Genomic DNA, 21,983 nt, shown 5'->3' with positions numbered 1-21,983 from the left:
CCGGCAATCCCTTCATAAAGGCGCTTCAGGCATGTCAGAACGACATCAGCCCTGAAAAGGCGGGGACTACTCCCCGCCTCCAGGTTGCTACTTACCGTTGGATTCGTAAGCCAGGCTTGCCGCGACCTCCCTGTTTCCGTCCTTTAACCGAATCTCGCACAGACGCGACCGGGTAAGATATGTGAATATTAACAGCGTTAAACACACGATTAATACGCACCAGATAAGGGAATTTCGCGGCAGTTTCATGGTTTACTCCTCCTTGCAAATTGCTCGGTAAGAGGCCATACTGGTGTTGTTGAGACATACAGTGGGCCTCGGGTTAATTTGAAAAAATTACTCGGGGCTTTCTGCTTTTTGCCACACAACCTGGCAACAAACCACCTTCACGTCATGAGGCAAAAAGCCTCAAGCGCCATCGCCATTATACCGCACACCGTCACTGCCTGACCAGGATTACTGCTTTTATCGTGCTGATTTTCCGCGAAAATACTCCGGTCTGGTTTCCAGTTCCCGCTCGATAAGTTCATCAGCAAACAACGGCGCGATCCGGTTTACGCGGCGTTCCAGATTTCGTCTGCGGGCAGCCGCCTTCCGTTCATCGCTCCAGCGCCTTACCTGCCTCTCATCCAGGAAATCCACACACACCGCATACCCGGCACCTGCCACCCAGCGCGCCATCACGGATTCAGGCGCGGGCTGCCCGGCCTCCACCACTTCCGATACCAGTTCATGCGGCCCCGGACACGGTCTGTGCGGCTGCTTCCAGCGCAGCGAATAGCGCCACTTCATCCCCGGCTCCGGTCCGTCAGCTTGTTGGGTACCAGCCAGCGCTCGGCCTCGCGCACATGTGCCGGGGTTTCCCGGACGATGAACCGGATTTCATACATCACGTTGTACAGCGGCTCATCGCTGTCGCGCAGCCAGTCCAGCGACTTCAGCGAGGCAAACCGCGTCCGCCACTGCCAGAACCCCTGCGCCAGCTCCCGCGCGTCAAACTCGTCAGCCCAGCGCGTATACCAGGCACTGATGGTTTCCGGCGACTGAAAGTTAAGCTCCGTCATGGCCTGCCCCAGCAGGTTCTGGCGAAGCAGCCAGGTATGCTCCAGCGCCTTTTCCTCCCGGCGCATTTTGCGGTTGAAGGCGATTTTCTCACGCTGCATCCGGCGATCTGTGCGCGTGTGCATCACCTCCGGGAACAGTTCGGCCTGCACATCCACGGAGAGCGGCAGCGGGCAATACTCCCCGTGGCTGGAGATGAGGCGGTCCAGCGCCTCTTCCACCTGTTTCAGGCTGGTCATCCGGTTCTTCGGCTCCCAGTTCAGGCCGGGAATACGCTGTGCCACTGTCGTGTTAATCCGGCTGCTGCCGGTCAGCACACGCAAGAAAGTACGCGCATGTGGCAGCGCGGGCAGACGTGCTCCACGGCGGCGGGATTCTTCCACCGTCAGAATGGCCTGTAAGGCCGCCTGACGGGCTGGCTTCAGGGTGACGAGGGCGCGTGAAGAGTGGATCATGCTGCACCCTCCATCGCCAGAACGCTGATGATGCTTGCCTGACTGTAACCATCGGCATCGAGGTGAGCCACCAGACTGAGTGTATGCGTGATAACCTCCGGCGACCAGGCTGGCAACGTGCGGATAACAGAGAACGGGCGACCGCTGACCGGAATAAAGACCACCATCCAGGACGGGCTGATATCGCCGGGACTGCATACCGCCAGGCTGAAATTGCCGTGGGCTGGCGTGAAACGGATCTGCACCGGGAAGAAACCACCAAACTCGCTGCGGTACTCCCCGTTCATGTCCCAGCCTGCGGGACATGTCAGGTCACGCATCACGGCGTGGGTCATTTCGCGGCGCAGGTCTTCGCCGCCGTCGCGCCAGTCTTCAAATTCCTGGGGGATCATGGTGTTCAGTACAGCGGGGATAAGAATGTTGCGCATCATTTTCTCCTTACTGCCGCCCCGAAGGGGCGGCCTCCGTTATCAGGCTGCATCAGGCAGGGTATGGTGGCTGTCTGCATCAAAAGCCGCATCGGGTGCATCAACGCTGCCGTTTTCGGTATCAGATACGTCGTTTTGTGCATCAGACGGGGATTTTTCTGCGTCAGGGGCGCGCATCCAGACAGGCACCCAGCGGGTGTCCCGCATTTTGTCCTCTGCCAGTTCAGCCGCATCGCCTTTCTTCATCTTCTCCGCGTCCCGCGCCGCGCCTGTCAGTCCGGCCTCGTTCAGTGCGGCGATGATTTGTGGCTTTCTGAGGCCACTAAAGAAATCAGCCTTCGTCGGTTGCCACCAGTCGCGCAGATGGAAAGCGAGAGCGTTTTCCAGCTTATCGAGCGGGCTGCGGGTGGTGCCTCCGGTGCCACGCGTCTGCATACCATCGAGACTGCATGCCGCGCAGAAACTGAGCAGGGCCAGAAGATCGGCAGTGCTGATGGTAAAGAAAGTGGTGAAATCCTGTTTCCACCCTTCCGGCAGCAGTGTTTCAAGGCGTTGCCCTTCCTGCATCAGCGTCAGAAATGCCATGCCCTCTTTACCGGACGGGGCGGTATTCGTCAGGGAGTAATGCTTACAGTCCAGGGAAATTTGCGCGGGTCGGTTATACGCGCCGCTGCCGAACACGTTCAGGCACAGCGTCCATGCCAGCAGGGCCACGGATTTTTCCGGTTGCTGCATCAGTGCAGCCTGGACTGCCAGCGTCCGCTCCGCACACATTCTGGTCAGCAGGGGAACGCTGATATCATCCACAGGCTCTGGCTGGCGTTCATACGTTTTAACCTGGGCAGGTTCCTCTTCCGTTTCAGACGGTTCGCGCAGGATCACTCCGCGCTGGACATAAACGTCACCCTGACGCCATGACACCACCACGCCGGACTGTGCGCGCATTTCCGGCGTCCATGCCCGGAGTTGTGCCGCACAGTCGATGGCCTCCATCTCTGATTCCAGCGCGTCGGTTTCATCGCTGGCGGTCTGGTTCTCGTCATACAGGTCCTGCAACTCGTCCATGCGCTGCTGTTCCTGCTCCGTGTAAACCGCGTCAGGCTCATCCTGAATCCGGTACACCGCGCTGTCCTCGCCGTGAGAACTGACCAGCTCCATGCGTCCGGTAGCCCATGCCCAGCCCTCGGCCTCTTTCAGGCATTCAGCAACCACCTGGAGTTTTTCCAGCAGGGCCGTATCCAGCGCCAGTTTGTCCACAAAACCGCCCTGCTCGTCACTGAACAGGTCAGCGCGGATTTCATCGCCGGAGAATGCGCTTTCCCCTACAAATGCGTACTTGCTGTTGTTGAGGGTGGAAACCTGGCTGTCGGTGATCAGGTTACGGATCACACGTACTTCCGGTTTATTGTTCCAGCTCTCGCGACACGCCGCCTCGTACACCTGCACCTGACGGTCAGGGTTATCTTCCAGCGCCAGCGCCTGACAGTGTTCGGTGGTGATGTTGTTCTCTGCCAGCGCCTGAAGAATAACCGGAGCCAGTCCTGCGAGCCTGAGCATGCGCTGGACGTGCTTCACACCGTAGCCCAGCAGGTCCCCGATTTGCGCTGGCGTTTTCCCTTCTTCAGCCAGGGCGCGGAATCCGGCGATTTGTTCGGCGGGGTGCATGGTCTTGTGTCTGCCGTTTTCCGTGAGGGAGACAGCCCGTGCCAGTTCGCGGGGAACCACTTTGCAGGAGATCCATTCGTGATCCGGGTTTACCTTCCCTTCTTCAACCAGCAGACCGATGGCTTTTGTCCGTCCCCCGCCGCAAACCACCTCCAGCCGACCATCGTCACATTCCACCACCACGATGTTATGGATCTGCCCGACCGCATAAATACTGTCGGCATAGCCTCTGATTTCTTCCGGCGTGTGCGGGATAACGCGGCAGTTCAGATCGCCAATAAACAGGCGGGACCAGGCGGTGTAGCGCACAGGGGAATTGTCCAGCGCGGCAACCAGAACGTCTGACTGTGCAGCCGCTTCAGGGCTGGCTTTTTTTGCCTTTTTTGCTTTAGACTCGGTGACTGACATAGTTAATACCTCTCTGATATTGATGATTGTCTGCCGGACAGGGCCTAATCCTGTCCGGCACCTCTTACTGCTTACTGCGTTTTACGGATGCCGTAGTCCCGGATGTAACGGTTCATCCAGTACTCGCCGCCCGGTTCAAAATTCCAGACGCGCCAGACCATTTCGCCATCCTTGCGAACGACCAGGCGAAAGTGCGTCCCCTGATCGTCCTCGATGGCCACATTCTGATACTGTGCCGCCACCGCTTTGGCCTGTTCGCGGGTGAAAGCCCCGTCAGGCAGGGATTTCAGGGGGGACGTGGTGTTATCTGTCATGATGTGCTCCTGTGTAAGCCCCGTCTGACGGGGCATCAGTGAAAATCAGCCGCGTCAGAACGGAATGTCGTCATCCATCGGAGGCCACTCATTCTGCGGAGGCTGAGGTTGCGCTGGCGGCTGCTGCGGTGCTGCGGCGTTTTTTCCTTTGGCAGACTTCCCTGCCCTTTTTGGTGCTTTGCCCTCACCTTTTGCCGCTGTTGGTGGGGTCTGTGACTCCGGTTGTGGCTGACCGCTGAACTGCTGACCGCCCTGCTGCGACTGACTGTCGCGGCGACCGAGCATCTGCATGGTGCCGTTTTGCCCGACAACCACTTCGGTGGTGTATTTGTCCTGACCGGATTGATCGGTCCATTTGCGGGTGCGTAACTGGCCCTCGATGTAGACCTGAGCGCCTTTACGCAGATATTCACTGGCAATTTCAGCGAGCTTGCCAAAGACAACAACACGGTGCCATTCGGTGTGTTCGCGCATCTCCCCGTCTGCCTTGTCACGCCAGCTTTCTGACGTGGCCAGGGTAAGATTTGCCACCGCGCCCCCGTTGGGCATGTAACGCACTTCGGGGTCCTGCCCCAGATTTCCGACCAGGATTACTTTGTTAACGCCGCGTGTTGCCATCATGTTGCTCCCTGAAGCCTCTGGCTTCTTTCTGGTGTATTTCCCTCTGCCGGTTTTCTCCGGGGTGAGGGGCTTTTCGTGGGAAGACGTAAGCGGCAGGCGCGGCGGTAAAGTCCACAGGGGACGCGTTCATTTTTTTCGCCGTCCCTTTGAGGCGAAAAAAATTAATGCGGCCAGCGTTCACGCGGCCTGTTGACTTTTCCGTCCCCTGACGCAGGCTGACCCGCGAAAAACACAGCACCCGGGACCTGGAGCAAAGGAAGGACACCAGAAAAAAAGCCAGATTCATCTGGCTTCCTTAGCGCCGGCAGCCCCATCGCCGGCAGTGAGAGCGGCGTGACCGGAAGGTCACAGCAAGCGTGCTTTTGACTTTCGCCATCAGACCCTAGCCGTATGGCCCGAAACCCGCAGGGGTTCGGCGGAGACTGGCAGGTGCGCAGCAGCTGCCCTGGCGGAGTGGGGCTCGACGACTGGACAGCGCCAGCTGGTCAGGAGCCGAAGGGGGCCAGCATCCTGACATTTTAGATTTCAAAAACACAGGGAAGCAGCAGAATGAACAGGAACAGAAAGCATCACCCTGTCAGCCAGCAGGGAAAAAACGCACCCGACTGACAGCCCGCCCAAAGAGACCATGAACAGACGCGGATGGAGGGCGGCGGCGCGAAGCGCGGCCCCCTTCAGCGCCGCAGGCGCGCGGCCTTTTCCTGCGCGGCCAGACGGGGGCATACTCCCCCGCCCGGCTCACTGTGTCCGTCAGTTCTGAATTCTGAGCAGGACGGTTGAAACATCGGTATACGTGAATGTGCCACGCGGCAGCGGCTCCCAGACATCAGACAGGGGTTTCAGGATCTTCTGCTGGCGTGGCCCGTTCAGACAAACCGCCGTCAGTATTCCGCCTGATTCGAGCAGTGTTAAGGCGTGCTGTATGTGGCGGATATCCTGCGCATACTGAAACGGCGGATTCATCAGGATTCTGGTCAGGAGGCTTTCCGGCTGGTATTCCAGAAAATCCCCGCACCAGACGTTAACGCCCGGAAACGCCGCCCGCAGATGCGCGGCTAACGCGGCGTTAAGCTCCACGGCATCACACCGCGCCAGCGGGACAGCCTCCCGAATGGCCCGTAAAATGGCCCCCGTTCCGGCCTCCGGCTCCAGTATCCGGTCAGAATCGTTAAGCTCTGCCAGGTCAACCATCTGACGACAGACCGGATCGGGCGTAACGAAAAGCTGCGAGCTGACCCGGATTTCGGCCACGGGTGTGCGCCCGTCCAGTCTGGCCTGCATCGCCTGAATGCGGTTTTTGAGTTCACTGTGCATATGAATGGCCCTTATCTCCCCGGCGCAACGCCGGGGAGTCTGTCGGTTATTTTTTCGGGATTGCCACGGTTTTCATGTCGGTGATGTACACGTTATCGAGCGTGTAACCGCTGGTCATGATTCGGCGGAAGCGGTACGCGCCATGCTCATCATTTTCAGCGACACCCCGGACCGACTTATAATCCGCCGGGGTTTTCGACCATTCGGCTTTGGTCATCGCCCGGAACCCCTCTCCCGGATAATTGACGATCGGCGGGCGTTTCGCGGCCTGTTTTGCGGCGCTGGCTTCTTCCGCTGACGGGGCTTTATAGTCCGTGATGCGGTCGGGCGTCAGTGTCATGGTCCCGTTGCAGCGCATAAAGCTGTAATACGGGGTGACCACCGAACTGACCGCACCGCCGCTTTTATTGATGCGGATGATGGTCAGCCATTCACCCCGGCTCTGGACCTGCCCGCCCGGCTCAAAATCCCGGGTACGGGTGACCACACCGCCGCTTTCGTCCAGCATGGCGCGTTCATAGGCCAGGCGGTTCTGGTAATGATTCAGCCAGCGCTGCTGATGGCGGATCGTGCGTTCATGATATGGGGCGGCAATGTCGCGGGCCTGTTCAAAAGTAATAATCTCATTCTCAAGCGCGGAATGCAGGGACATCTGGCCTTCGTACTGGCTTTTCTCCGGCGGGCGCGGGTATTTTTCCAGCGTGAAACAGGTGTAAATATGATCGTAATTGCTGATAAGCCGCGCCATTTTCAGATCCAGCGTCTGCGCCCGCCACATCGTCAGATATTTCTGCGCCTGTGCAATATTCCGCTCCGCCTTGCGCTTGTCCGCCTCAATCTTTCTGATACGGCGGTAACGCACATCCGGGCGTTCCTTGTATTTCGCCAGACGCAGGGATGCATGCGCCCGATCTTCCCAGTATTCCGCACGTTCAAAGAGCATCACGGCGCGTTTCATACCGTTTTCAATACGCCGCGCATCCCGTCGCGCGCGGCGTTCGCTGTGATGGCCAATCAGGATCGGCTGTCCGGACGGGATAACCGACGCCAGCGCGTCCACCTGCGCGAGCGTCTGCTCTGACTCCCCGGCGCGTTTTTCGCTGTAGCCGCTGAAACGGTCGGCGCGTTGCTCCTGACGGTCAAACAGGGTGTTGTCATCGTCTTCAATATCTCCGGCAAGCGACAGAAGCACGTCCTCACGGGCTGGCGTCCAGGCTGGCGCGACAAACAGTTCCTGTTTCGGCGCCCAGCGAAAACCCACAGCGTGGATCTTCTGATACGTTTCATCATCCAGACGCAGCGCGGCATACAGGCGCAATTTGTTGTCATCCGGGGAGTATGTCGCCCGGTACGACTGCGCGGGGCTGTTTTCATACGCGGGCGGCGGGGTGATGCTGGCAGTCAGTGTCTGTGCGGTATTCTGTGTCATGTGGGTTTCTCCTTCCTGCGGTTGCCGCCCCTCGCGGGGCGGCTCACCTCATCAGTTAAATGCGCGTTTCAGTTCAAGCGTGCGGAGTACCTGCCCGTAGGCGGTATTTGTCATCGCGGGAATATGCACCCCGCGCCCCTTGCGAATACGTCTGGCGATATGTCGCCCGAATGCCTTTAATTCGGGGTTAATCTCAGATGCGGGAAGGTCGGCGCGAATGATGCGCGTATGACGGCGGGGCTTTACAGCCTCTGTGGAAGGTGAAACAATAGTTATCGTCACTTTAGTTAACTCCTTCTGGTAGTTAATGAAGCTGTAAAAACCGTTCGAGCGATTTTTACAGCGTGGAGAAAGCAGGGTTTACCCTGCTTTTTTCATGTCTGCGGGTTGCTGCCCGCCCCTTCTGCCTCCTTCTGTACTTTGTCGGTAATGTCTTCGGGGTCGCCTAAAAGCCAGCCGCTGACGGGTTGATAACGTTCGATAAATGCCCTGACAGCCCGCTTTCCGGTGGTGGCGTTGATACGGGTAAACATCGGTAAAACGCCCTGTGCATCGCGTCCGCTGAACGCAATCTGATAAACACGCATCGCCTGAGCCTGCATTTTTCTTCCTCCTGTTTTTTAAAGAACATCACCCGTTGAGTTTCGGGAGCCGCGGTGTTGACGTTTGCGGGAACCTGCTGCGCTGTTCCCTCTGGTATTTAACTTCACCCGTTTGAGAACCTTCGCCGCAGGGGCGTAAACGAGCACGGGCGATGGCAGCTGTCCTGGGCGCGGTTTACCGCGTGCCATTTACCCTGGACGGCTGACAGCGTTTGTGCTTGTCTCAGCCCAGGCGAAAGGGGCTTAAACGGTGAAAAGGCACCGGAAGTGGATGAGAGCAGGGACCCGCCGCAACGTCGGGGCGCGGCACGCGAAACGGCGTTGCGCCTTACAGCCCGGCAGCCTTACCGTCGGGGTGCAAAAAGCGCAGGCCACGGCGCGCCAGGGGCGGCGTGACCGGAACGGTCGCAGCAAGCCTGCCGTTGACGTTGCGACAGCTGGGATGGAAACCCGCTGCCCGAAGGGCCGGGCAGAGACAGCGCAGCTGGCTCGGTGCGAAGCATGACAGCCCCGGTTCCCGTCAGGGAAGTCGCCCGGCGTCAGCAAAAACAGACAGGGAACAGGAGCAGGAACAGGAACAGGAACAGGAACAGGCAGCGTATTATCACCGGCAGGAAAAAAAACTCACACACTGGCCAGAAAAAACTGTCACCCGGCATGGGAAAAAACCTGCCTGCAACGGGCAGAAAGCATCAGGAATGGCGCTATTTTTTAACCTCATCCTCTTTTCTGGCATATTCCGGGGCATTTTTGTCAGGGAGCTGCTCACTGAACTGGCGGTAATAGTGCAATCTCCCCCAAAAATACGCTCTGAGAAGTTCAGGTACATCTCTGACCACCAGTTCAGCGACCACCGGCATAGCCAGCCTTTCTTTATACGCCACACCTGAAGCGACCAGGTCAATGACCACTTTATCCTGATCTTCTTTCGATGTTGCCGCGAGATTAAATACAGACATCAATATACTCCGACGGAAATGTAAACCCGCTGTAAGTGTATGCCATCTGAGTCAGGGGGGAAAAGGACGTTGAGCGGCGCGAAGCGCGGCGCAGGTCCTTCCCCCGCAGGCGGCAGCCTGCATGGTTTTTCGCGCGGGCTGACAGGCGGCATAACCGCCTGCCATCCTGCTTACCCGCCCTTTCCTCCCTGTAAGATAAAGTGACCGCCGATGTACACGGCACACTGACAGGTCATGTATTCGCAGATTTCATCCACGACCTGCGCGGTTGTCAGTTCACGCTGGTCGGCATCACGGCGGCGGGCATTAATAAGTGCTTTGTACTGGCGAAGAATTTCGCGGGTTTCCGGTTTAATATTCACGGGTTACTCCTTCTTATGCGTCGATCGCGGTCTGTAACTGGCGCATGGCGTCCAGTTCTTCAGACACAAATGCATCTGCATTACCACCCCCTTCTTCTGCCACGGCGTACAACCGATTTAGTTCACTGCCTGCCAGTAACATTATTTTTTGCAATGCACTGGCCGGAACGCTGACATCACGTATTGCGCGGCGCTCGTCCATCAGTTCTTCAGTGATGCCACGGACCATGCTCACATCGGCCCCCTGATCATACGTCGCATCCAGTCGCTGCATGACGCACGTAATATCGTCCTCGGATAAATTCCACTCACTGGTCAACATGCGGATATCCTCACGGGTAATACAGAGAACCAGCAATGCTTCATCGGATGACAGGTTATATTTCAGGAGATCGGTCATGATTTCTTTCACGGGTGCGTACATTTTTTATTCCTCTTTAAAAGGGACGGCATCGCCGCCCCGTCTGTTATTCAGCCGGACGCGGCGTAAACGGCACTGCCAGCAGGGTTTTGAGCATATCCAGCGCGGCGCATTCCTCGGCGGCCGTGTCCGGCATCTGATAACGCGGAATGTTCATTCCGGCTTCCATCAGGGGCAACAGGACACGCAGCGCATCTTCGGGTACAGCAATCTGGCGCGATGCCCGCGCAGCGGAAATTTTGCTGAGTTCATCGGCGACAAATTCCAGTCCTAACCCGTACCGCCACACTCCGGCACTGCCTGCTTTACCGATGACGCGGAGCACATAAGACACATCGTCGTCCGTGGGGCTGTACTCCGCGCCCGCTTCACGCACGTCCTCCGGCGTCCAGGTAATAACGGCGATTTGTTTGTTGTTTTCATGCTGTTTCAGCAAAGCAATACAGATTTCACTGACAGTTCCGTACATGGCATGTTTCTCTTTAATTGATGAATGGCGGTTACAGTGGGGCGGCATCGCCGCCCCGTCGGTTAATCAGTCGAGTGCGGCATAAATGGCATTGCATTCAGGGTGAAAAACGATGTGGTTCCAGAGCTGGGTATCACGCAGCATATACAGATGTGTGAGTGCAGCGTTGCCGCAGTCGTGATGCGTCCAGCAACGGCGGTTAATGGCAAGCGAGGTCAGAATAATTCCGGCGGCGTCGGCGCTGACGGTACGATCAAACCAGTTTTCACCGTTGATCATGTGTACCCGATCGCAGTCAGGCATCATGTACCCGCCGCCTTCCGGCAGACGGATGAAATGCCAGAAACCACCGTTGTATTCCGGCATCCACTGTTTTGCCAGGGCATACACCTGTAATTCAGCCAGCATAAAATCGTTGCCGAACATGTACGGCAGGAAAGAAAGGCGGTCAGATTCTTCGACGTTAAGGGTGTGCTGACGTGTAGCTAACTGCATGGTAAACCTCCGTAATCACATATTCCGCGACACCGGGCGGTGCCGTGCATCCAGACCAGTCGGGCGATCAGTCGGGGATACAAGGGCGCAAGGGAAGCCGCAGCCTGACGCGCACGGCAGACGGGAGCTGAAGGGTGAGACCGTGAAACCTGAGCGGTCGAACGACCGGAAGATCGCGGCTGACGTGAAGGAAGGACCGGGTGACCGCAGCGGCGCCAGCGAACCCTTGTATCCACGACAGCCCGACTACGATGGATGCACGGCACAGCCCGCACACGGCACCGGACTGACAGAGTGGAAAACCACCAGGCCACGTCACGCAGGGACGGGGCCGCCATAAAAGCGGAGCCGGCGACATCCTTTTCAGCTTCTGAGTCACCGGCGGATAAAAGAAGGGGTTTCCCCCTTCCCTCCCTGACTTAATCCCCTGTGGGGGCAGTGTTGCGCACCTCATTCATGACATCCCGCAACACGCGGCGGTCAAACCAGCGGCGGACCGGTTCCCCCGGGAAACGCAGAATATCGGTCATCACCCCGGCCGCTTCGATTGCTTCCCGGGACTCATTTACCAGGGTAAGCAGGACCGGACAAAACCGCGCATCCCGGACCAGTATGCCGTCCAGCACCTGATCCAGCCGTTCCCCGTCCTCACTGTCCAGCCAGTTGTCGTGTTCGTATTCGTCCGCAACCAGTCGCCAGTCTCCGAAACGTTTTTCCATCAGCCGTGGGGCGGCTGACGGTACCAGAGCCGCCGCGATGCGCTTCGCGTCCTGACGAACAATGTCACAGATCCGGTCAATGAAATCTTTCAGGAAGGCCAGCAGGTCGTCGCATTCGTCTTTTGTCAGCCATTCCCGGGCATAGGGCAGACTGATACACGTACAGTCAGACAGGGCTTCGGGCCGGGGATAAGACTGCGCCGGGTACAGATGCAGCCGGGCGGGTGTCCCTGCCAGCCGTTGCGCACTGGCGGTCAGCAGATGTGCCCGTCCCCCCATTTCAGTCTGGCAAAGACGGGTTGTCAGCGTCAGGATCTCGTCTGCATCGAGCACGCCACTGGCGTACAGCCAGCCGGGTACGGTTTCGGGCGCGACGGGCGTCATACCAACTGAGTCGGGCCAGCCGGACCGGCGCAGCAGATTGTCACCGTGGCGCAGAATGAGGGCGTTCAGGGTATCGTTATTCATGGTTTTTCTCTCTGTATGCTGTACGGGAAGTGTCGCCCCGTCAGAACGGGCGGGGCGGTCAGTCACATCAGGCGGCCAGGAGCTGCCTGAGCCACGTGATATCGGCCTGGGCATCAGCCACGGACGGGTAATGCTGGCAAACAAGCGGCCAGGCCCGGGCGTCTTCTGCGTCCAGCGCCAGCCCCGCGACGTCAGTCAGACGGGCCAGCAGATCGGTGGGAACGATGACAGTCGGGATGTCGGCCCGTAATCCGGCATACATCTCCTGGACCGTGCGAAATGAAATGCCCTCTTCGGTATGCCCGGTCACGCTGCCGATTTCCTGCAAAATGGCACTGGCCTCGCTTTCCGTCATGTTTTCCACCTGGGCCATCACGTCCTGCTTCGTCCAGACCAGCAGGGCAAAGTGTTCATCGTTATCAAACATACGTTTCAGCTTTTTATTCAGTTCCTTACGGGTGCCGTACATCATGATCTTATGTTCCTCTGAGCAGATTCAGTCCACGCCGCCGGGGCGGCGTGGGGTTTCAGTTTTTCAGTAAGGCGCGCACTTTCGCCGTATCAGCCAGGCGGCGGGTCACGCTTTCCGGCACCGGATGATTACCGTCGCGGGCGGTCCATTCCCTGTGCCACAACGCCTGTTCGGCGGTCGTCAGCAGGGTTTCAAGCAGGTCAGCCGGCACCATCACCGCCGGAACGGCCTGTTTCACCTGATCAATCAAATTCATGACCGCACTGGCAGACACGCCCGACTCAAGCCGTTCTTCTTCCGGTATGGCGTCCAGACGCGCCAGAACGTCCTTTATGTCCTGTTCAGAAACGGCACATTCCATTCCGTCGGCCAGCGCTTCGATATCCGCCGGGGACCAGACAACCAGGTTCAGCGGGGTTTCTGCGGGATACTGCTCACTCAACAACCGGCAGAGGGTTTCACAGGTTCCGTACATGTTTTTCTCCTTAGTCCTTAAAGCAGGTATCCAGCTCAAGAATTTCGTTGTACGCCGCCATAAACAGGGCATTGGTGCGGAAAATCGTCTGACGGGCCAGGCGTTCGGTCAGCACATCAGAATCAAAGCGATAGCGGTGCTCCATGTCGTTCAGCGCGTCCCGCAGGTCACTCATGCTGTTGGCCAGCTCCGCCACGTCTGCGCGGAGTTTTTCGTGTCCGGCATAGTTCATCACGCGGCCTCCGGATAAAAGACGTCGTTGGCTGCCGGGCGCTGCATGGCGCGCTGGACGGCTGACAGGCGCTCAATCCCGGCTTTGTGGTACTGCTCCATCAGTTCAATGCCGATATAACGGCGCCCTGCCTGGACGGCGGCGACGCATGTGGAGCCGGAACCGGCAAACGGATCGAGAACAATGGCGTTCGGATGTGTGAAGCTCTCGATCAACGGTTGCAGGCTGGTCACGGGTTTTTCGGTCGGGTGGTGACGGTTGCCGCTGTATTTCCAGCCCAGGACGTCCGGTAACGGGTCCTGTGGCAGCGCCGGACGGCCTTTCGCCAGGATATAGGCGCATTCATGGCGGTAGCCGACATAGGCCGATTTCGACGAGTAGGTTTTGGTGAAAACCAGATGCCCGACCACGCTGAACCCGGCACTTTTCCACGCGGCCATGAAGCGATCGACGCGGTTCCAGCCATAGAAGCTCACCATCAGCGCGTCTTTTTTGAGGACGCGATACATCTCATTGCAGGCAGGCTGGAGCCATTCGTCGGTTTTGTCACCGGCAATACTGCGGCCGGAACGGTCACGAAACCCGACCAGATACGGGGGATCGGTGAGGATGAAATCAACGGCGCGATCCGGAAAGGAGGCCATAATATTGACGCAGTTACCCAGGATAAAACGGGACATAGGGACACCTCGTGGTTACAGGGGGCACCCAGGAGGACGTCGGTACGACGTCCGTTCCCTGCTGCCCGGAGCCTGTACGCCGCGACCGGTAACGGGTCAAGCTGACCGTGGAATACCGCAGCCGTCAGTTTTTTCGACGGCAAGGATATGCCGCGAAAGCGGCTTGAAGGGCGCGCCTTAAAAGGCGAGTGGATGGCGTAAAATCACAACGACGCCGGACAGGAGCGGAAAAACCGCCCGTCCCGTGTCCGTCCGGGCGCGGCACACTGGCTCCGGGCAGTGGATATCCCCGCGCCATGCGCGGCATGGATGCGGAGCAGCGCGACATCATTAATGACGAATAATATGCGGGAGTTCGGGCGGATACCGGGACTGTTGCGGGAAGACCAGGTAAGATTAAAGAGTAAGTCGCCATCCGGCGGCCTGTATTACCCATTTCAGAACTCAGTAAAACTGAGTTTGTAGATCCAGAAAGGACATAGCGATGCGCTTAATGACAGAGGGAATTAACTGGTTTTACACTCTGACAGGACAGGGGGAACCGGTCCTGTTTTTACACGGCGGACTGGATACCTGCGTCAATTACACACATTTACTGAAAGAACTGGCGGACGGCTTCAGCGTCATTGCCGTGGATCGTCGTGGCCACGGCAGAACAGCAGACACGGATGCGCCTTTCGACTGTGCCCTGATGGCAAGAGAACTGGCTGCGTTCCTCCGTGAACTGAACCTGCCTCCGGTTCATATCATCGGCTGCAGCGATGGGGCAAACATCGGTCTGCATATGGCTGGCTGTTTTCCGGAGCAGGTAAAAAGTCTTATCGCTGTCTCGGGAAATTATAAAGGAAGATCCGGCATGTCAGACGGATGCCTTGCCATGTTTGACGCGCTGTCAGTGGAGTTTGTTCAGGAAACTATGCCGGACGTTCTCAGACAGTACAGCGAACTCAATCCCTCCCCCGCGCCGGAAAGCTATATCGCAAAAACCAGACAAATGTGGAACCAGGAGATTGTCATCAGTCGGGAATGCCTTGCTGGTATACGTGTGCCTGTACTTCTGGTCGGCGGAGACAGAGATATGGTACTGCCGGAACAGCTTCTGGAAATGAAAACGCTTATTCCGGAAGCTTCCATACTGATATTGCCGTATTGCGGGCATTATATTTTTCAGGATTTCGCATGGAGTTCCACTGCTGCATCTGCCGTACAACTGTTCAGGGAGTTTATGACAACGCGTTTCTCCGGAAATAACGCGATCTTTATCTGACAACACTCCGTGAGCAAAAACGGCCAGCCCGGCAACGTTGATGTTACGGGCCGCATTGATATCCCGATCATGGCCTGCCCTGCTTTCAGGGCAGTTCCATTTACGAACATAAAGAGGCATCTCTCACACAGGAGAGAAAGTCAGTTTGAGATCAACGCGCGGCGAAGCCAGCTGCGTAACCTATCTAACTCAACTGGTTTATGAAAGTAGTGTTCTGCTCCCTCCACCACTTCGATAACACCACCCTGCTGACGAGAAAACCTCTGTACATCAGCATAATCCGCCACAGTATCCTCACTGCCAATGAGAATACTCAGTTCTCCTTCCCAGACTGCGGGAGCGGGAGTATGCCGCCTGAGATAATCGACATAATCCGCACGAAAACCCGGTCCATCTGTAACAGCAATCACCTTTTCCTGGGATAACTGCTCTTCATCTATACCAGCGCTGTGCATCATTTTCCTGACCAGCCCCAGTAGATCAACCACCGGCGAAAGGAAAAAGGTCTGGCTGAAATTACCCGGCTGGAGTGCTATCAGGCTAAAACTTGCCCCCATGCTACAGGCAAAGAGTGCGATTTCACTGAACCGTTCCCGCACGTGAGCATGAATGCACTGTATATCGCTCACCGCCTGAATAACATGGCACTCTTTTTCATCGTGAATACGATCACCATGCGCAGGAAGATCGAAACTCAGAACCTGATAGCCATTTTTTACAGCCTCTTCAGCCAGAATTTCAATACATGTATCTTCCTTATGAGAGAAATTACCGTGTACGGCGAGGATAACTTTACCTTCCGATTTTCCCCCCCCACAGAGTGCAGGGTATGCCGTCAACGGAGAAATGGGTTTTGAGCATAGGGTCAGATCCTTATTAATTTATAATCCCCGCAGCTTACATCGAAGCCTTGACAGGGGGCTTGTTACCCCCTGTTCCTCATTACTACCAGTTAACCAGAGAGAAGAACTATCCTGTTCTCCAGGCTTGTTCTCCAGGCTAATAAAGCAGATTAAAAGTTTTTAAGCGCGAATCAACTTAATCCTGCGCTCTGCACAGAACGTTTTCGCCGCTAAATCCGTCAGCGGGTGATTTCCCGCCAGTCATTCCCCCACTCGTCGCGCAGTACCGGCGTATCCACAGAGCCGGTCACTGTCCAGGCATCGAGGAACTTCAGGCCACACAGAATACTGTTCTCCACGTCATCGAGCAGAATGATGCTGTTGAACCAGACCACGCCTGCTGCATATTCCCACCGATGCCGGTCATCCTCACGTTTCAGGGCTGGCCACCAGGTGCGCCCCATTTCCAGAACGCCCGCTTCGGCCTGTTCCAGGTCAGTCGCGGAAACCCGGTAATACACCATCATTTCAGTACCATCGACGTCGACACTCAGGCCAACCAGCCAGGTATTCAGATATGTTCCCATGTCAGTCCGGGCGGTTTCCCGCCCGCCTCCGGTCAGCCGCCAAAGTGCGCCACGTTATTGATAATCCATTCCGGGCCGGTTACATCCGGGAAGCTGTCCTCATCGTCCGGGTCAGCCTCGCCCCACTCCAGTTCGTCAGTGATATACACGTCTGTTTCACCGTTCAGGTACCGGGCATAACCGCAGTAATTACAGCCCTGCTCCGCAAACCAGTGCTCCACCTCACCGCCATACCGCTGACTGAGTGCAGCCACAACGTCTTCGCCAACCGGACTCCAGGGGGTGTCAAAATCCACCGTCAGCGTGTTCTCTCCGGCGAAACAGATATTTGCCTCATAACCGACCGGCCACTTACACCCGTACTGCTTCAGATAGTGGTCATATGACGACGGGATACCCGTCAGCAGGCCACCGTTGAAGGCGTTCACCTCAATATCCAGACGCGTCGGCAGCACGTCGCGGAAATCCATTGGATCAGCAGCAGGTACGGCAGAACCGACGTCGCACAGGCTGTCCCACCACGCCTCCACCGGCGCAGGCCGGAAACTGTCCCCCCAGTCGAAAGATTTTTGCTGGTACAGCTGACGGATGACCTGCTGTTCCGGCTCACTGAGGGTCGCCCAGCGGGCATGGCACATGAGGCTGTCCTGCCAGCACTGGTGCAGTTTGTGGCAGGTTTCCACATCCAGCTCTGCTCCGGCCATAAACATTGCCAGCCAGGCGCTGTATGCCTGGCCTGACGGCCTGTTGTCTGCGGCCATCCCGTGAGCAACCAGTTGTGGGTATGGCGGGTAACATTGCTCAGTCAGGGGACGCAGTATTCCGGCACAGCCCGCCAGAAACAGCTGTATCCCCTCTTTTCTGGCGCGACGATGCAGGGACGGCTGGCCTCCGGCAATCCACGTTTTGAGGGCGTCATTATTTTGAATACCGCTGAACATCAGCCTGTTGCAACACCAGTTCGGCATGGGAAGCTCCTTATACAGTCAGCGTGGACAGGAGGTATCACCGCGATACCGTTCCCTGCCGCACGCTGCCTGTTCGTCGCGTCCGGTAAGGGGTCAACGCCGACCGTGGAATACCGCAGCCGTCAGTTTTTTCGACGGCAAGGCTATGCCGCGAAAGCGGCTTGAAGGGCGCCCTTAAACTGGCGAGGGCATGGCGTAAAATCTCAACGACGCCGGGCCTGAGCGATAAAGACGCCCGTCCCGTGACAGGCCGGACGCGGCACACTGGCAGCGGGTGGCAGTCAGCAGCAGGTGGGCAGGACTGGCCAGCAGGAGCTGTGGGAAAGGAAACACCAGAGGGGAACAGATGACATACCAACAGTTCTGCGTCGATCCTCCACAGGGTTATTAACCGATTCTGTGGATAACCTGACATCTGTTTTTCCAGGCAGAACAGTGACCTGCCGGGGAACAGCAAAATTTCACTTGCAGGACAGAAAATATCTTAAATAATACTGTATATAAAAACAGGTATTTTAAGAGGTATGCCATGTTAGTTTTTGTCTCCCCCAAACCCGAGCCGGTGCAGTCCACCGCCCCGCTGTTCACCGAACGTTGCCCTGCGGGTTTTCCGTCGCCGGCCGCCGATTACACCGAAGAAGAGCTGGATCTGAATGCGTACTGTATCCGCCGTCCGGCGGCCACGTTCTTCGTCAGGGCTATCGGGGATTCAATGAGAGACATGGGCCTGCATTCCGGCGATTTGATGATTGTCGATAAAGCCGAAACGCCGCTGCAGGGTGACATTGTCATCGCAGAGACTGATGGTGAATTCACGGTTAAACGCCTGCAGTTGAAGCCGCGTATTGCCCTTCTGCCGATGAACCCGGCCTACCCCACGCTTTATCCGGAAGACCTGCAGATTTTCGGGGTGGTGACGGCTTTTATACACAAAACCCGGAGCACAGACTGATGTTCGCTTTGGCTGACGTGAATTCGTTCTATGCGAGCTGCGAAAAGGTTTTTCGCCCTGACCTGCGAAACAAACCCGTTGTCGTTCTCTCAAATAATGATGGCTGCGTCATTGCGAGAAGTCCGGAAGCGAAGCGGCTGGGCATCAAAATGGGGGTCCCGTGGTTTCAGCTGAAGTCACAAAAGTTCCCGGAGCCGGTCATCGCGTTCTCCAGTAATTACGCTCTCTATGCCTCGATGTCGAACAGAGTCATGGTTCATCTGGAAGCGCTGGCGCCACGCGTTGAGCAGTACTCCATTGACGAGATGTTTCTGGATATTCACGGTATAGACAGCTGCATCGATTTTGAGGATTTCGGCCGACAGCTGCGTGAGCACGTTCGTTCCGGCACAGGGCTGATCATCGGCGTCGGAATGGGACCCACGAAAACCCTGGCGAAGTCCGCACAATGGGCTTCCAAAGAGTGGCCACAATTTGGCGGCGTTCTGGCATTAACGCCGGGCAATCCCCGCCGTACAGAAAAACTGCTGTCACTGCAGCCGGTGGAGGAAATCTGGGGGGTGGGTCGCAGGATCTCAAAGAAACTGAGCACAATGGGGATCACCACAGCACTGCAGCTGGCGCGCGCGAACACTACATTTATCAGGAAAAATTTCAACGTTGTACTGGAGAGAACCGTCCGTGAACTGAACGGTGAAAGCTGTATCTCACTGGAGGAAGCACCTCCTCCCAAACAGCAGATAGTCTGCAGCCGGAGCTTTGGTGAACGTGTCACAACTTATGAAGCAATGCGCCAGGCAGTCTGTCAGCACGCTGAACGTGCCGCCGAAAAGCTGCGTGGAGAGCGACAGTTCTGCAGGCATATTGCCGTGTTTGTGAAAACATCGCCGTTCGCCATAAACGAGCCCTACTACGGTAATCTGGCCAGTGAAAAACTGCTCATCCCCACGCAGGATACACGGGACATCATTGCCGCTGCCGTCAGAGCTCTGGACAGGATCTGGGTGGATGGTCACCGTTACGCAAAGGCAGGCTGTATGTTGAACAATTTCACACCAACCGGGGTATCACAGCTGAATTTGTTTGATGAAGTACAGCCGCGGGAACGCAGCGAGCAGTTGATGCAAGTCCTGGATGGAATTAACCATTCAGGACTTGGGAAAGTATGGTTTGCGGGACGCGGGATTGCACCAGAATGGCAGATGAAGAGAGAAATGCTTTCGCCGGCATATACGACCCGTTGGTCGGATATTCCCTGCGCATCACTCTGAGTATCAGATAAATTTCTTCATTTTTTCCCGTGCCAGCTCGAGGCGCTGCTTTTCCTCATCCTCTATAACTTCCGGCAGGGGAGTTTGTATGACCTGACCCGTTCCTATTTCAGCGAGAATATCCCGAATGTCGGCACGGGAAGGTTTCCACCCCGTAGTCTGGCTAATTAACCCGACCAGCTGGTCAGCACTGAAATCTCTGTCCAGCAAAACAGCAAGTAAACCAGGAAGTCTCGGATCAAGCTGATGCAGAGCCAGCCCGGAGATAAAAGCCCTCCGGTATAGCTCCCCTCTCTCATTCCGCGGTACAGACTCAATTATGTCTAAGGATATATTGTCTGCCGCCTGATCCGGATGAAGATAGACTGTAAACTTCTTCCGCTCATCGCCCACAGAATTACTCCCCTTTAAATGCCGCGATAGCTTCCACAAGTGCTGTTTGTGGTGAATCCATCATCACGACTTTCGGGCCAAGGTGATGCCATGCGGCCTTAACCGCGGCTTCGATCAACGGTGCACCACCGCCAATAATGTAAACGCGGTTAACGTGGCGGAATCCGGCAAGGTCATCAACTACACGCTCACCCAGACTTGCGATAGCACTTTCAATAGTATCCAGCACCAGTGGAATTTTGCTTTCGTCATTCACAACCTGACGTACAAAATCAGGGTCTTTACGCTGTTTGATTAGCTCATTAGCAACCATCGAACTGGTATCACTGGAGGCCATTTTAAGCGCAGTCAGTGCAGCACTGGTTACCATAGACACACCAATTTCTGCATTTCCGTGAATTGCGCTGACTGAGTCGAACTGGCCAACGATAAGTCCGACGTCAAGACTGGTGCCCCCCAGATCAATCACAAGAGATTTTTCAAAGGGTCCTACATTGTCTTTTACCAGTTGGGCAAAAACGGCAGGCAGTGACTCAGGCATAACTTCAACGTGTTCAATGGTAAACACTTCGCCCTTGTTGAGTTTTACTGGTCGCATCAGGTTGTCAATTTTACGCTGAATGTTCAGCTCATTTTTCTGGCACTCTTTTGTATAGAACTCGCTGATGGGCAAAGTCACTGTTAAAGAGACCGGCTGCGGTTTTAATCCGCTGTTCAGAAGACCATGATGCACAGCGAGGACGTTCACATCGGTATACTGATACTCAATATGAGTAGTCAGGATGGATTCGTTACTGACTTCATCATAAGTGTACTTTTTGCCTTCCAGTTCATAGTTAAAGGTCTGGCGTGCGCCCATCCCTTCTACTTTCCAGCCCTGACGGAATGAGTTGGAAGACAAACCTGTCTTCAATTTACCTTTATCTGTGAACCATGCGAGCTTTACTGTGGTAGAGCCATCATCACAAGCAATATTCATACTATCTCCATTGATACTCAAATTGAGTATTTATACCTAACCCATGTCATTCAGGTGCGAGCGGAAGGCCCTCAAATAGAGTGTTAATACTCAATCTGAGTATTTGCCGCACATCCAGTGATACTCATTTTGAGTATCATAACGCATTTTCATAGCAGCAATCTAGCATAAAGATAGCTTTCAGATAGCAGCAATCAAAATTCTAGATTGCATTATGATAGCTGCAATATTGCAGCAAGATTCTATAATCAAAAAGATAGCAGCAATCATGCTGCTATCAGGATTAATACCCCTTCTGTGCCTTATAAGCGATAAGCGCGTTCTCAAGAACTTCGACCAGTTTGATACCTTCGCGCTCTGCAATGTCACGAATTTCATTATCAAATTCAGGGGTTACCCTGGTCGCAAAAGGAATAATACGATATGTTTTTCTTGCTGAACGGCCATCACGACGGATGTACGGCGCGGAATTGCTCACCTGAGTCGTCGCCGGTGTCGTTGTTTCAGGTACAGAAGAAGCCGGTGGCACGGGTACAGTTTGCTCAGCGGCATCAGGGACGACAGCTACAGGAGCCACTTCCGGTGAATTAAGGCTGGTCGCAACCTCTTCTGGTCCCGGAGGAGACCCCAGATTTTTTCGCGATCTATTTTTAAGTTTTGACGCATCAGCCATT

Annotated in this window: 31 protein-coding genes and 3 pseudogenes; 4 read left to right on the top strand and 30 right to left on the bottom strand. The window is 56.0% G+C overall.

Annotation, left to right across the window (positions count from 1 at the left end; translation table 11 throughout):
• Positions 1 to 87: 87 nt before the first annotated feature.
• From ACLJRE_RS21575 to ACLJRE_RS21515, 13 genes and pseudogenes are all read right to left on the bottom strand, one after another.
• Entirely contained in the window at positions 88 to 210 is a 123-nt protein-coding gene (locus ACLJRE_RS21575) for a type I toxin-antitoxin system Hok family toxin (RefSeq protein WP_228374335.1), read from the bottom strand.
• Positions 155 to 307 (bottom strand): annotated as a pseudogene (locus ACLJRE_RS21570) (DUF5431 family protein); the annotation flags it as partial. The pseudogene ACLJRE_RS21570 and the gene ACLJRE_RS21575, both read right to left, overlap by 56 nt.
• A gap of 158 nt (positions 308 to 465) precedes the next feature.
• Complete coding sequence (locus tag ACLJRE_RS21565) at positions 466 to 792, bottom strand: theronine dehydrogenase (RefSeq protein ID WP_410957595.1); 327 nt, start codon at positions 790 to 792, stop codon at positions 466 to 468.
• The gene (locus ACLJRE_RS21560; protein WP_023208069.1) at positions 789 to 1,517 is read right to left on the bottom strand and encodes a plasmid SOS inhibition protein A; all 729 of its coding nucleotides are present in this window, start codon (positions 1,515 to 1,517) and stop codon (positions 789 to 791) included. The genes ACLJRE_RS21565 and ACLJRE_RS21560 overlap by 4 nt, the downstream gene beginning before the upstream one ends.
• Positions 1,514 to 1,948: a conjugation system SOS inhibitor PsiB gene (psiB, locus tag ACLJRE_RS21555; RefSeq protein WP_410957594.1), complete on the bottom strand. Its 435-nt coding sequence runs from the start codon at positions 1,946 to 1,948 to the stop codon at positions 1,514 to 1,516. Before psiB ends, ACLJRE_RS21560 begins: the two co-directional genes overlap by 4 nt.
• A 39-nt stretch (positions 1,949 to 1,987) precedes the next feature.
• Positions 1,988 to 4,018 carry a ParB/RepB/Spo0J family partition protein gene (locus tag ACLJRE_RS21550; RefSeq protein WP_410957593.1) on the bottom strand — a complete coding sequence of 677 codons (2,031 nt, stop codon included), beginning with the start codon at positions 4,016 to 4,018 and terminating at the stop codon, positions 1,988 to 1,990.
• Between the two features lie 71 nt (positions 4,019 to 4,089).
• Positions 4,090 to 4,332: a DUF905 domain-containing protein gene (locus tag ACLJRE_RS21545; RefSeq protein ID WP_410957592.1), complete on the bottom strand. Its 243-nt coding sequence runs from the start codon at positions 4,330 to 4,332 to the stop codon at positions 4,090 to 4,092.
• A gap of 54 nt (positions 4,333 to 4,386) precedes the next feature.
• A complete protein-coding gene (ssb, locus tag ACLJRE_RS21540) occupies positions 4,387 to 4,950 on the bottom strand; it encodes a single-stranded DNA-binding protein (RefSeq protein WP_410957606.1) in 564 nt (187 codons plus the stop codon).
• Complete coding sequence (locus ACLJRE_RS21535) at positions 4,931 to 5,239, bottom strand: hypothetical protein (protein WP_023208074.1); 309 nt, start codon at positions 5,237 to 5,239, stop codon at positions 4,931 to 4,933. Before ACLJRE_RS21535 ends, ssb begins: the two co-directional genes overlap by 20 nt.
• 464 nt (positions 5,240 to 5,703) lie before the next feature.
• Positions 5,704 to 6,267, bottom strand: a complete 564-nt coding sequence (locus ACLJRE_RS21530; RefSeq protein WP_410957591.1) for a class I SAM-dependent methyltransferase — start codon at positions 6,265 to 6,267, stop codon at positions 5,704 to 5,706.
• Between the two features lie 46 nt (positions 6,268 to 6,313).
• On the bottom strand, positions 6,314 to 7,696 hold the full coding sequence (locus tag ACLJRE_RS21525; protein WP_410957590.1) for a DUF3560 domain-containing protein: 1,383 nt from the start codon (positions 7,694 to 7,696) through the stop codon (positions 6,314 to 6,316).
• A 51-nt stretch (positions 7,697 to 7,747) separates the two neighbouring features.
• Positions 7,748 to 7,978: a hypothetical protein gene (locus ACLJRE_RS21520; protein WP_410957589.1), complete on the bottom strand. Its 231-nt coding sequence runs from the start codon at positions 7,976 to 7,978 to the stop codon at positions 7,748 to 7,750.
• Positions 7,979 to 8,070: 92 nt separating this feature from the next.
• Entirely contained in the window at positions 8,071 to 8,298 is a 228-nt protein-coding gene (locus ACLJRE_RS21515; RefSeq protein WP_410957588.1) for a hypothetical protein, read from the bottom strand.
• A 271-nt stretch (positions 8,299 to 8,569) separates the two neighbouring features.
• Here ACLJRE_RS21515 and ACLJRE_RS21510 point away from each other — a divergent pair, with 271 nt between their 5' ends.
• Positions 8,570 to 8,803 carry a hypothetical protein gene (locus ACLJRE_RS21510; RefSeq protein WP_410957587.1) on the top strand — a complete coding sequence of 78 codons (234 nt, stop codon included), beginning with the start codon at positions 8,570 to 8,572 and terminating at the stop codon, positions 8,801 to 8,803.
• A 99-nt stretch (positions 8,804 to 8,902) separates the two neighbouring features.
• Here the strand turns inward: ACLJRE_RS21510 and ACLJRE_RS21505 are convergent.
• The 10 genes and pseudogenes from ACLJRE_RS21505 to ACLJRE_RS21460 form a co-directional block, all read right to left on the bottom strand.
• Positions 8,903 to 9,257, bottom strand: a pseudogene (locus ACLJRE_RS21505) (DNA polymerase III subunit theta).
• 170 nt (positions 9,258 to 9,427) lie between these two features.
• Entirely contained in the window at positions 9,428 to 9,619 is a 192-nt protein-coding gene (locus tag ACLJRE_RS21500) for a hypothetical protein (RefSeq protein ID WP_410957586.1), read from the bottom strand.
• Between the two features lie 13 nt (positions 9,620 to 9,632).
• Positions 9,633 to 10,043, bottom strand: coding sequence for a hypothetical protein (locus tag ACLJRE_RS21495; RefSeq protein ID WP_410957585.1), 411 nt, complete (start codon positions 10,041 to 10,043; stop codon positions 9,633 to 9,635).
• A gap of 43 nt (positions 10,044 to 10,086) precedes the next feature.
• On the bottom strand, positions 10,087 to 10,509 hold the full coding sequence (locus ACLJRE_RS21490; protein WP_131065715.1) for a DUF1380 family protein: 423 nt from the start codon (positions 10,507 to 10,509) through the stop codon (positions 10,087 to 10,089).
• Between the two features lie 66 nt (positions 10,510 to 10,575).
• Positions 10,576 to 11,004: an antirestriction protein gene (locus ACLJRE_RS21485; protein ID WP_079826976.1), complete on the bottom strand. Its 429-nt coding sequence runs from the start codon at positions 11,002 to 11,004 to the stop codon at positions 10,576 to 10,578.
• Between the two features lie 419 nt (positions 11,005 to 11,423).
• A complete protein-coding gene (locus ACLJRE_RS21480; RefSeq protein WP_410957605.1) occupies positions 11,424 to 12,191 on the bottom strand; it encodes a hypothetical protein in 768 nt (255 codons plus the stop codon).
• Between the two features lie 67 nt (positions 12,192 to 12,258).
• On the bottom strand, positions 12,259 to 12,663 hold the full coding sequence (locus ACLJRE_RS21475; protein ID WP_410957584.1) for a DUF1380 family protein: 405 nt from the start codon (positions 12,661 to 12,663) through the stop codon (positions 12,259 to 12,261).
• A 55-nt stretch (positions 12,664 to 12,718) separates the two neighbouring features.
• Entirely contained in the window at positions 12,719 to 13,138 is a 420-nt protein-coding gene (locus ACLJRE_RS21470; protein ID WP_058216377.1) for a DUF1380 family protein, read from the bottom strand.
• Between the two features lie 10 nt (positions 13,139 to 13,148).
• On the bottom strand, positions 13,149 to 13,370 hold the full coding sequence (locus ACLJRE_RS21465) for a hypothetical protein (RefSeq protein ID WP_079849756.1): 222 nt from the start codon (positions 13,368 to 13,370) through the stop codon (positions 13,149 to 13,151).
• Complete coding sequence (locus tag ACLJRE_RS21460; protein ID WP_058216376.1) at positions 13,370 to 14,050, bottom strand: DNA methylase; 681 nt, start codon at positions 14,048 to 14,050, stop codon at positions 13,370 to 13,372. The genes ACLJRE_RS21465 and ACLJRE_RS21460 overlap by 1 nt, the downstream gene beginning before the upstream one ends.
• A 484-nt stretch (positions 14,051 to 14,534) precedes the next feature.
• Between ACLJRE_RS21460 and ACLJRE_RS21455 the strand changes: the two genes are divergently transcribed.
• Positions 14,535 to 15,317, top strand: a complete 783-nt coding sequence (locus ACLJRE_RS21455; RefSeq protein ID WP_410957583.1) for an alpha/beta fold hydrolase — start codon at positions 14,535 to 14,537, stop codon at positions 15,315 to 15,317.
• A 6-nt stretch (positions 15,318 to 15,323) separates the two neighbouring features.
• On the opposite strand, the pseudogene ACLJRE_RS21450 reads toward ACLJRE_RS21455, so the two are convergent.
• From ACLJRE_RS21450 to ACLJRE_RS21435, 4 genes and pseudogenes are all read right to left on the bottom strand, one after another.
• Positions 15,324 to 15,440, bottom strand: a pseudogene (locus ACLJRE_RS21450) (RNA-guided endonuclease TnpB family protein); the annotation flags it as partial.
• Positions 15,441 to 15,457: 17 nt separating this feature from the next.
• The gene (locus tag ACLJRE_RS21445) at positions 15,458 to 16,156 is read right to left on the bottom strand and encodes an alpha/beta hydrolase (RefSeq protein ID WP_410957582.1); all 699 of its coding nucleotides are present in this window, start codon (positions 16,154 to 16,156) and stop codon (positions 15,458 to 15,460) included.
• A 242-nt stretch (positions 16,157 to 16,398) separates the two neighbouring features.
• Positions 16,399 to 16,746 carry a hypothetical protein gene (locus ACLJRE_RS21440; RefSeq protein WP_410957581.1) on the bottom strand — a complete coding sequence of 116 codons (348 nt, stop codon included), beginning with the start codon at positions 16,744 to 16,746 and terminating at the stop codon, positions 16,399 to 16,401.
• A gap of 32 nt (positions 16,747 to 16,778) precedes the next feature.
• Complete coding sequence (locus ACLJRE_RS21435; protein ID WP_410957580.1) at positions 16,779 to 17,714, bottom strand: DUF1281 domain-containing protein; 936 nt, start codon at positions 17,712 to 17,714, stop codon at positions 16,779 to 16,781.
• Positions 17,715 to 18,243: 529 nt separating this feature from the next.
• Here ACLJRE_RS21435 and umuD point away from each other — a divergent pair.
• Positions 18,244 to 18,666, top strand: a complete 423-nt coding sequence (gene umuD / locus ACLJRE_RS21430; RefSeq protein WP_410957579.1) for a translesion error-prone DNA polymerase V autoproteolytic subunit — start codon at positions 18,244 to 18,246, stop codon at positions 18,664 to 18,666.
• Complete coding sequence (locus ACLJRE_RS21425; protein WP_410957578.1) at positions 18,666 to 19,937, top strand: Y-family DNA polymerase; 1,272 nt, start codon at positions 18,666 to 18,668, stop codon at positions 19,935 to 19,937. The genes umuD and ACLJRE_RS21425 overlap by 1 nt, the downstream gene beginning before the upstream one ends.
• A 3-nt stretch (positions 19,938 to 19,940) precedes the next feature.
• Here ACLJRE_RS21425 and ACLJRE_RS21420 read toward each other — a convergent pair whose 3' ends face one another.
• From ACLJRE_RS21420 to ACLJRE_RS21410, 3 genes are all read right to left on the bottom strand, one after another.
• Entirely contained in the window at positions 19,941 to 20,330 is a 390-nt protein-coding gene (locus ACLJRE_RS21420; protein WP_079849762.1) for a plasmid partitioning/stability family protein, read from the bottom strand.
• A gap of 4 nt (positions 20,331 to 20,334) precedes the next feature.
• Positions 20,335 to 21,309, bottom strand: a complete 975-nt coding sequence (gene parM / locus ACLJRE_RS21415; protein ID WP_079849763.1) for a plasmid segregation protein ParM domain-containing protein — start codon at positions 21,307 to 21,309, stop codon at positions 20,335 to 20,337.
• A 283-nt stretch (positions 21,310 to 21,592) separates the two neighbouring features.
• Entirely contained in the window at positions 21,593 to 21,982 is a 390-nt protein-coding gene (locus ACLJRE_RS21410) for a hypothetical protein (protein WP_203435606.1), read from the bottom strand.
• Position 21,983: the final 1 nt, after the last annotated feature.

This window comes from Salmonella sp. SAL04157, from assembly GCF_046551635.1.
In the GTDB taxonomy this organism is placed as follows: Bacteria; Pseudomonadota; Gammaproteobacteria; order Enterobacterales; family Enterobacteriaceae; genus Salmonella; species Salmonella enterica.
This window is presented reverse-complemented; position numbering and strand designations above follow the sequence as displayed.